The 9,196-nt window shown below is 75.3% G+C and carries 9 protein-coding genes; 6 read left to right on the top strand and 3 right to left on the bottom strand.

From position 1 onward, the window contains the following. Positions 1–70: 70 nt before the first annotated feature. Positions 71–2,260: an alpha-N-acetylglucosaminidase gene (locus ACQRUO_RS36725; protein ID WP_428320514.1), complete on the top strand. Its 2,190-nt coding sequence runs from the start codon at positions 71–73 to the stop codon at positions 2,258–2,260. Positions 2,261–2,274: 14 nt separating this feature from the next. On the opposite strand, the gene ACQRUO_RS36730 is transcribed toward ACQRUO_RS36725, so the two are convergent. Next, positions 2,275–2,679, bottom strand: coding sequence for a nuclear transport factor 2 family protein (locus ACQRUO_RS36730; protein ID WP_428320515.1), 405 nt, complete (start codon positions 2,677–2,679; stop codon positions 2,275–2,277). Positions 2,680–2,840: 161 nt separating this feature from the next. Then, positions 2,841–3,341: an NUDIX domain-containing protein gene (locus ACQRUO_RS36735; protein ID WP_428320516.1), complete on the bottom strand. Its 501-nt coding sequence runs from the start codon at positions 3,339–3,341 to the stop codon at positions 2,841–2,843. Positions 3,342–3,516: 175 nt separating this feature from the next. Here ACQRUO_RS36735 and ACQRUO_RS36740 point away from each other — a divergent pair, with 175 nt between their 5' ends. Genes ACQRUO_RS36740 through ACQRUO_RS36750 form a run of 3 tightly spaced genes read left to right on the top strand, consistent with a single transcriptional unit; the run spans position 3,517 to position 6,016 of the window. Next, positions 3,517–3,981 (top strand): MarR family winged helix-turn-helix transcriptional regulator, encoded by a 465-nt coding sequence (locus tag ACQRUO_RS36740; protein WP_428320517.1) that lies wholly within the window; start codon positions 3,517–3,519, stop codon positions 3,979–3,981. Further along, positions 3,978–5,417 (top strand): MFS transporter, encoded by a 1,440-nt coding sequence (locus ACQRUO_RS36745; RefSeq protein WP_428320518.1) that lies wholly within the window; start codon positions 3,978–3,980, stop codon positions 5,415–5,417. Before ACQRUO_RS36740 ends, ACQRUO_RS36745 begins: the two co-directional genes overlap by 4 nt. 41 nt (positions 5,418–5,458) lie before the next feature. Further along, positions 5,459–6,016, top strand: a complete 558-nt coding sequence (locus tag ACQRUO_RS36750) for an isochorismatase family protein (protein ID WP_428320519.1) — start codon at positions 5,459–5,461, stop codon at positions 6,014–6,016. 50 nt (positions 6,017–6,066) lie between these two features. Here ACQRUO_RS36750 and ACQRUO_RS36755 read toward each other — a convergent pair whose 3' ends face one another. Then, a complete protein-coding gene (locus ACQRUO_RS36755) occupies positions 6,067–7,461 on the bottom strand; it encodes a pyridoxal phosphate-dependent decarboxylase family protein (protein WP_428320520.1) in 1,395 nt (464 codons plus the stop codon). A 494-nt stretch (positions 7,462–7,955) separates the two neighbouring features. On the opposite strand from ACQRUO_RS36755, the gene ACQRUO_RS36760 reads away from it, so the two are divergent. Beyond that, positions 7,956–8,339: a hypothetical protein gene (locus ACQRUO_RS36760; protein WP_428320521.1), complete on the top strand. Its 384-nt coding sequence runs from the start codon at positions 7,956–7,958 to the stop codon at positions 8,337–8,339. A 116-nt stretch (positions 8,340–8,455) separates the two neighbouring features. Beyond that, positions 8,456–9,196 (top strand): transcriptional regulator (locus ACQRUO_RS36765; protein WP_428320522.1); only part of this gene is annotated, 741 nt, incomplete at its 3' end.

Raw genomic sequence — 9,196 nt, forward strand, 5'->3', positions numbered from 1 at the left:
ACGCTCTTCCGATCTCGGGCCGCCCCGCGCTGCGACGATCGCCCGACCGGCAGCGAAGGAGGCGGACGGCATGCGGCGTCCCGGCAGCACCCTGCTCACCGTCGCCCTGCTCGCGGCCGCCACCCTCGGCGCCGCTCCCCCACCCGGCGGGCCCGCCGCGCCCGCCTTCGACCCCGCCCCGGCCCGCGCCGCCCTGCACCGCCTGCTGCCCGGCCACGCCGACCAGTTCCGCCTGCTCGCCGCCCCCGCCGGCCCGGCCGACAGCTTCGCGCTCTCCGGCACCGCGGGCGCGATCACCGTGCGCGGCAGCTCGGGGGCCACCCTGCTGGCCGGGGTCGGCTGGTACCTGGAGCACGTCGCCGGGGTGGACCTGGGCTGGCCCGGCGACAGCCTGGACCACCTGCCCGCCACCCTGCCGGCACCCCCGGCGGCGACCACCCGCTCGGCCGTGGTCCCGCACCGCTACGCGCTGAACGACACCGACGCCGGCTACTCCGGCCCCTACCGCGACTTCGCCGCCTACCAGCACGAGATCGACCTGCTGGCCCTGCACGGGGTCGACGAGGTGTACGTGCAGACCGGAGCCGAGGCGGTGTACGACCGGGCGCTGCGCCGGTTCGGCTACGCCGACCAGGAGTTGCGCTCCTGGTTCCCCGCGCCCGGGCACCAGAGCTGGTGGCTGCTGCAGAACATGGCGGGCTTCGGCGGCCCCGAGTCCACGCAGCTGCTGGCGGCCCGCGCCGCGCTCGGGCGGCGGATCGCCGACCAGCTGCGGGCGCTGGGCATGACGCCGGTGCTGCCGGGCTTCTTCGGCACCGTGCCGCCGGGCTTCGCCGAGCACAGTCCCGGGGCCCGGGTGGTGCCGCAGGGCGACTGGGTGGGCTTCCACCGGCCGGACTGGCTGGACCCGACCGGGCCGGGCTTCGCCGAGCTGGCCGCCGCCTACTACCGGGCCCAGCGCGAACTGTTCGGCGACAGCACGATGTACAAGATGGACCTGCTGCACGAGGGCGGCCGGCTCGGCCCGGTGGATCCCACGGCCGCCGCGCACGCGGTGCAGCAGGCGCTCGACGCGGCGCACCCGGGCGCGACCTGGGCGATCCTCGGCTGGCAGGACAACCCGACCGCCGCGGTGCTGAACGGGGTCGACCGGTCCCGGATGCTGATCCTGGACGGCCTCTCGGACCGCTACGACGGGCTGGACCGGGAGCGCGACTGGGGCGGCACGCCGTACGCGTTCGGCACGATCGACGACTTCGGCGGGCACACGGCGCTCGGCGCCAACACGGCCGTCTGGACCACCCGCTTCCGGCAGTGGCTGGACCGGCCGGGCAGCGCGCTGCGCGGCCTGGCCTACCTGCCCGAGGGCACCGGCGGCAACCCGGCCGCCTTCGAGCTGTTCACCGACCTCGCCTGGGAGCCCGGTCAGGTGGACCAGCAGGCGTGGTTCGCCGCGTACGCCGCCCGCCGCTACGGCGGCCCCGACCCGCACGCCGCAGCGGCGTGGGAGCAGCTGCGCCGCGGCCCGTACGGCACGCCGTCGGACGGCTGGAGCGAACCGCAGGACAGCGTCCTGGCCGCCCGTCCGACCCTCACCGCGGGCTCGGCCGCCGCCTGGAGCCCGCGCTCGCCCCGCTGCTCACCCACCACGGTCGACGCCGCGCTCGGCGAACTGCTCCAGGTGGCGCCGGAGTTGCGCAGCTCGGACGCCTACCGCTTCGACCTGGTCGACGTGGCCCGCCAGGTGCTCGACAACCGGGCCCGCGCCCGGCTGCCGCGGATCGCCGCCGCCTACGCGGACCGGGACCGGGACGCCTTCCTGGCCCTGACCGGCGCCTGGCAGGCGGATGCGGAGCTGCTGGACCGGCTGCTGGCCACCGACCCCCGCTTCCTGCTCGGCCCCTGGCTGGCCGCCGCCCGCTCCTGGGGCGCCGACCAGGACGAGCGCGACCAACTGGAGTACGACGCCCGCGCGCTGCTCACCACCTGGGGCGATCGCGGCCCCAGCGAGGACGGGCCGCTGCACGACTACGCCAACCGCGAGTGGTCCGGCCTGGTCGGGCAGCTCTACGCGCCGCGCTGGGCGGCGTACTTCGCGAGCCTGGACGCGGTGCTCGCGGCCGGCGGCGGCTCGCCGGCCCCGATCGACTGGTTCGCCCGGGACGACGCCTGGGCGCACCGGACCGGGACCGACCAGCCGACCGCGGCGAGCCACGACGACCCCTTCACATTGGCCACCGAGGTGGCCGACGGGGGTTGACGGTCCCTCGGCGATCAGCGGGCGCTGCCCATGTCCCGGTCGGACTCGGCGCCGGCCAGCAGCAGGGTGGTCTCCTCGATCCGGCGGAACCGCCCGTCGGGCGCGAACTCGGCGAACAGGTAGACCTCCATCCGCACCGTGGAGCCGTCCTTCTTGACCACCTCGACGACGTGCCGGTCGGCGTACAGGTTGCCGGCCGAGAGCTCCTCGAACACCTCGACCGAGCCGCCGGCGACCACGGCGCGCAGGTGGGCGATGTGCTCGGCGAAGGCCGCGCGGTCGTCCCAGCGGCCGTCGGTGCGCTGGCGGTAGTCGGGGGCGAAGTGGCGGTCGATGGCCTCGGCCAGCTCGAGGCCGGGGGTGAAGAGCAGGTCGGTGAGGGCGGTGGTGATGTCGGTGTGGGTGACGGCAGCGGTCATGGCGGACTCCTCGGGGATGCAGGCTTCGGTCGAGATGCGTGCCCCTTGCACGCATCTCGACTGTAGCAGGAACTTTGCGTGCTCGCCGCACGCTTATCCAGGAATCCGCCCGCCCGCCGGCTGCCCTCTCGCCGACCATCCGCTCGCCGACGGACCGCCCGTCAGGCCTGCCGCCCGTCGTGCAGGTAGCGCGTCACCCCGACGGCCCGGGCCCGCAGCAGCGCCGCGAACCAGGAGCGCTGCTCGGGTTGCAGGCAGGGCGCCCACTGCGCCGGGGTGCGCCAGGCGTAGGCGTCGTGCTCGGCACTGAGCAGCACCGGGGTGTCGGCCGCCACCGTCCCGCCGTCGAAGCAGAAGTCGATCACCGCGGGCCACCCGTCCACCGGCGCCCGGTGGTCGACCGCGAGCAGCGGGAGCACCGCCCGGGTCGGTCGGATGCCGGTCTCCTCCACCAGTTCCCGAACGGCGGTCCCGCTCGGCCGTTCACCGTCGTCGGCCAACCCACCCGGCAGCTGCCACCAGGCCGGATGACCCGGATAGGCGTGCGCCTGATGGAGCATCAGGATCCGCCCGGTCGGATCACCGAGCAGGACGGCGGCGGAGACCACGTGCTTGGGCAGGGTGGCGGCGAACTCGTCGGGCGGCATGGCCAGGGTCGTCACGGTCTCGGCCCTCTCTCGGTCGGTGCGGCGGGACGTCGATCGATCAACGAACGGCCACCGGGACAGGCACGGCCCACCCACCCGAACTCGACAGGGAAACTCCACAGGAAGACTCAACAGCAAAACTCAACAGGCAAGCTTGCAAGTTCCACTGCCGACACCTAGCCTGGACCGCATGGCACCCACGGACCCGGAACCACCTGACCCCGAGGACCTCCCCGCCCTGGCCGGCGCCCTGCACGGCATCCTCGGCCGGCTGAGCCGTCGCGCCCGGGCGGCCAGCGCGGGCAGCGAGCTCACCGCCTCGCAGCGCTCGGTCGCCGCCCGCCTGCTGCGCGAGGGCCCGGCCACCACGGCCGACCTGGCCCGCGCCGAGTTCGTCCGCCCGCAGTCGATGCGGATGACCCTGTCCGCCCTGGAGGAGCGCGGCTACCTGCGCCGCACCCCGCACCCCACCGACGGGCGGCAGCTGCTGGTCGAGCTCAGCGAGGAGGGGCAGCAGGCGATGGCCGCGATCATGCGGGCCAAGCACGACTGGCTCACCAGCGCCCTGGGCGGCGAACTCGACGCGGCCCAGCGCGCCGCGCTCGCCCGGGCCATCCCGGCGCTGCGCGTCCTGGCCGCGGGCGACGAGCCGTGAGCACCCTGCGCCCGGCCGGCCGCACCCGCCGCGCCCCCGATCCCGCCGCCACCGCCCGGGCCGAGCGACCGTTCGCCGGCCGGATGATGGCCCCGCTGCTGATCGGCGTGGCCCTCAACCCGATCAACTCCACGATGATCGCCACCGTGCTGGTCGCGGTCGGCAACGCCTTCGGCGTCGGCCCCGCCCGGACCGCCTGGCTGGTCGCCGTGCTCTACCTGGCCAGCGCCGTCGGACAGCCCACCATGGGCAAGCTGGCCGACCTGCTCGGGCCGCGCAAGGTCTTCCTGGCCGGGCTCGCCGTGGTGGTCGCCGCCGGCACCGTCGGCACGCTCGCCCCCGCCTTCGGCTGGCTGATCGCCTCCCGGGTGCTGCTGGGCCTGGGCACCTCCGCCGCCTACCCGGCGGCCATGGCGATGCTGCGCGCCGAGTCGCGCCGCACCGGCCTGGCCACCCCGCGCCCGGTGCTCGGCCGGATCTCGCTGGCCTCACTGGCCAGCGCCGCGGTCGGCCCGCTGCTCGGCGGCGCGCTGGCGGCCGGGCTCGGCTGGCGGGCGGTCTTCGCGGTCAATGTCCCGGCCGCGCTGCTCGCCCTGCTGCTCACCCTGCGCTGGGTCCCCGCCGACGGCCCGGCCGCCGCCCGGACCGGCAGCGAGCCCACCGATCGCCCGGTCGGCCGGCTGGACCCGCTCGGCCTCACGCTCTTCGCCGCGACCATCGGCACCGCGATGCTGTTCCTGCTGGACCTCGCCCACCCCCGTTGGTCGCTGCTCGCCCTGACCGCCGCCCTCGCCGCCGCGCTGACCGCCTGGCAGCTGCGCGCCCCGCACCCCTTCCTCGACCTGCGGCTGCTGCGCCGCCACCCCGAGCTCACCCGCACCTTCGCCCGCAGCGGCCTCACCTACCTGGTGCTGTACTGCATGCTCTACGGCTTCGCGCAGTGGCTGGAGGAGGCCCGCGGCCTCAGCTCGCTGCACACCGGCCTGATCACGCTGCCGATGTCCGCGACGGCCGCCGCCTGCTCGCTGCTGGGCGCCCGCGCCCGCACGCTGCGCCGGCCGCTGCTCGCCCTCACCGTGCTGCTGGCCGCCGGCAGCGGCCTGCTGCTTGTGGTCGGCCACACCGCGCCGATCGCGCTGCTGGTGCTGGTCAGCGCGCTGTTCGGGGTCGGCCAGGGGCTGGCCTCCAGCGTCAACCAGGCCGCCGTCTACGCCCAGGCCCCGGCCGACGGGATCGGCGCGGCGGCGGGCCTCCAACGCACCGCGATCTACCTGGGCGCGATCCTCTCCTCCTCGGTCATCGCGCTGCGCTACGGCAGCCGCGCCAGCGACACCGGCCTGCACGGCGTGGCGCTGCTGATGACCGGGCTGAGCCTGGCGGTACTGCTGCTCACCGCCACCGACCGGGCCCTGCGCCGGGACCGGCCGACCCCCTGACCCACCGTCCACCCCGCATCCGATGGCCCAAGGAGAACGACATGACCGCCACCACCCTCGACCGCACCACCGCCCTGATCCTGATCGACCTGCAGAAGGGCATCGCCGCCTTCGCGGCCGAGTTCGGCGTCGACCAGGTGATCGCCAACGCCGAGCGGCTGGCCGCCGCCTTCCGGGAGCGCGGCCTGCCCGTGGTCCTGGTCAACGTCACCGGCGGCGCCCCCGGCCGCACCGAGCAGGGCGCGCGCCGCACCGGCGACCTCCCGGCCGACTGGGCCGAGCTGGTGCTGCCCGTCGAGCCGGGCGACATCACCGTCACCAAGCAGACCTGGGGCGCCTTCCACGGCACCGGGCTGGACGAGCAGCTGCGCAAGCACGGGGTCACCCAGGTGGTGATCGGCGGCGTGGCCACCAGCATCGGCGTCGAGTCCACCGCCCGCGCCGCGCACGAGCTCGGCTACCACGTCACCGTCGCCACCGACGTGGTCACCGACATGGACCCGGTCTCGCACGAGCACAGCATCAAGCGGATCTTCCCCCGCCTGGGCGAGACCGGCAGCAGCGCCGAGCTCGTCGCACTGCTCGACCAGCGGGGCTGACCTCGACCGGCCCCGGCCGCCGCGCTGACGACCTTTCCGCTGATGCTTCGTCAGTCGAGCTCGGTGAGTTCCGCGGCGGCCTTGGCCAACACCCCGGCAACCCGTCGCACATCGGCCTCGGTGATCCGCCAGTTGCTGAACGCGGCCCGCAGCGCCGGCACCCCGTCGTACACGGTCGGGGTCACGAAGACCTCCGCCCGGACCCGGGCGGCCAGTTCGGCCAGCCGCTCGGCGGTGGGGTCGCCCGCCAACGTGAAGCAGACCACGTTCAGCCGCACCGGCGCGAGCAGCCGCAGGCCCGCGGTGGCCGCCAGCTCCTCCCCCAGCGCCCGGGCGCCGACCAGGCAGCGGTCGACGATCTCCCGGTGGCCGTCGCGGCCGTAGGCGCGCAGCGTGAACCAGGCGGCCAGTGCGCGCAGGCGGTGCGAGTTCTCCGGGGTGAGGTGGACCAGGTCGGGCCGCTCGCCGAGGGGGCCGAGGTAGGCGGCGGCGTTGCGGAAGACGCGGGCCTGCAGGTCGGGGCGGCGGGTGAACTGGACCGCGCTGTCGTAGGGCACGTTGAGCCACTTGTGCAGGTCCACGCAGACCGAGTCGGCCGCCTCCAGGCCGTCCACCAACTGCGCCCGCTCGGGCGCGAGCGCGGCGAAGGCGCCGAACGCCCCGTCCACGTGCAGCCAGGCGTCATGGCGGGCGCAGAGCTCGGCCACCGCGCGCAGGTCGTCGAAGTCGCCGGTGTTGACCGTCCCGGCGTTGGCCACCACCACGCACGGCCCGTCGGCCGCCCGCAGCGCCCGCGCCAGCTCCGCGGGGTCGACCGCCTCCCGGCCGGGCAGCGTCGGCACCTGGTGCAGGGCGCGGCGGCCCAGCCCGAGCACCGAGAGCGCCTTGGCGACGCTGGAGTGCGCGGCGCCCGACAGCACCCGGACCGGGCCGAGCGCGCCCACCCCGTCCTCGGCGACGTCGACGCCGAGCCGCTCCCCCAGCCACTCGCGGGCGATCGCCAGGCCCACCGTGTTGGACATGGTCGCGCCGCTGACGAAGGTGCCGGCGTGCGCGGCGGACAGCCCGAACAGCTCGCGCAGCCAGCCGATCGTCTCGGCCTCCAGCCACTGACCGGCCGGGTCCAGCGCGGAGTTGGAGTTCTGGTCGGCCGTCGCGGTCAGCCAGTCGCCGGCCAGCGCCGCGGGGGTCGCGCCGCCGGTGACGAAGCCGAGGTAGCGCGGCCCGGCGCTGCCGGAGAGCGCCGGCTCCCAGCGCTGCGCGAACTCGGTCAGTGCCGCCCGCAGGCCGGTGGCCCGCTCCGGGAGCGGGGCGGGTGCTGGCGGCTCGCCCGGCCGGACCACCGGGCGGTCGGCGAGACCGGTCAGGAAGGCCGCCGCGTGCTCCCGGGTGATCTCCAGCAGGGCGGGCAACTGGTCGAGGTCAGCGGCGAGTTGTGGGTGCATGGCAGTGGGGCTCCGTTGCTCGGTCGGGGTTCGAGGGTAGCGGCGGGCCGACCGGGCCCACCAAGGCCAATTCGGCAGAAGTGGCCTTGGCGATGACCGGTCGGGTCGCACGGGTGGCCGGATCGGATCAGTGCGGATCACCTGACCCCCGCCATCGTGCGTGGCAACTCCGAGCGCATCGAACCGGCCAACCGACCGCCGCAGGTGGCCGGTTCAGCAACACCTGGAGTGCCGGAAAGCCCGACGCCAGGCCGGTGGCACCCGAATACCGCACCCTCGGGCAACAATTCGAGGTTGGCCGAAACACATCGTCAACCTCGTAAATATGCCAATGACATTGTCATCAGGCATATCCGGCTCAGTAACCTTCCGTGTCAGACGGACGACGCGTCGTGGTGATCCGCCGTTCCCCGCGAGGATGCCCGGAGCCGACCGCACCGGCCATGGCTCCGCGTCGTCCGTCCCCCGACTTCTACCCTCCCGAAGGAGCCCAGGTGCCAGGGATCGAGGACTGCCTGTCGGCGGCGATGCGGATCGCCGGGGCCCGCGGTGCGGGCCTGCTCGACTGGGGCAGCGGTCTGGCTCTGGGCAGCGTCGGCACCAGCCCGGCACAGGACCACGAGGCCACCGCCGCCGAGGCGACCGACCTGGTCAGACTGGCCGCCGAGAGCCTGAGCTTCGCCGAACCGGGCGAGCCGCGGCTGCCGTTGCAGGACCTGATCCTCACCACCGAGCGCAGCTACCACCTGTTCCGGCTGATCGGCACGGTCTTCGACAGCCGACTGCTGCTGCACCTGTGGCTCGACCGCGAGGAGGCCAACCTGGCCGGCGCTCGGCTGCGACTGCAGGCGCTGGCCGAGGAACTGGTCCTCGGCTGACCCGGGTGGCAGCGCCGGACGCCCCGCAGCACGGCGTCCGACACCGCCACCCGACCGCCCCGCTTCCATCCCCACCCACCGGAGTTGACGATGCGCCACGCACGGGAGCCGAGGAGGTGAGCACCACGGCACCGCACTCCTGGCCGCCGCCCGGACCGGCCGTCGAACGACTGGCCGAGGCCCGCGCCACCGGCGCCCTGCACACCACCACCGGCACCCTCTACCTGGAGGACGGCGCCGTGGTCCACGCGGAGAGTCCCGCCGCCCTCGACCTGGGCGCGCTGCTCACCCGCAGCGGGCGGCTCACCGCCACCCGCTGGCAGCAGACCCGCGAGGCGTTCGCCGACCGGTGCCTGGTCGGCCCGATGCTGGTCGGCCAAGGCTGCCTGAGCCGCGGCGAGTTGGAGCTCTGCCAGCTGGCCGCCGTGCACGACGCGGCGTTCTTCGTGCTCGGCGCCCCGCCCGCCGCCACCCACTTCGAGGCGGGCGTGCGGCACTGGCTCGGCCCGGTGCTCGCGGTGCCGCCAGGGCTGCTGCGGCACGAGGCGGTGCGGCGCCGCGACCGGCTGGCGCGGATCTGGCCCTGGCCGCAGGTGGACGACGTGCCGCTGCGCCGCACCGGGCGCCCCGCGGGACACCGGCTACCGCTCAGCCCACGGCGGCGCGAGTTGCTCGGGCTGGCCGACGGCCGGCGCACCCCGGTGGAACTGGCCCGGCTGCTCGGGCGCTCCAGCTACGCCACCCTGGTCGAGGTACGGCGGCTGGCGGCGGCCGGGCTGCTGGTCACCCCGGCCCCCACCCTGCCGGGCCCGCCGGCCGCGCCGCCGCCCGGCGCGGTGCCCGGGGCAGCCACCGCG

The sequence above is a fragment of the Kitasatospora sp. LaBMicrA B282 genome, from assembly GCF_050325825.1.
Lineage (GTDB): Bacteria > Actinomycetota > Actinomycetes > Streptomycetales > Streptomycetaceae > Kitasatospora.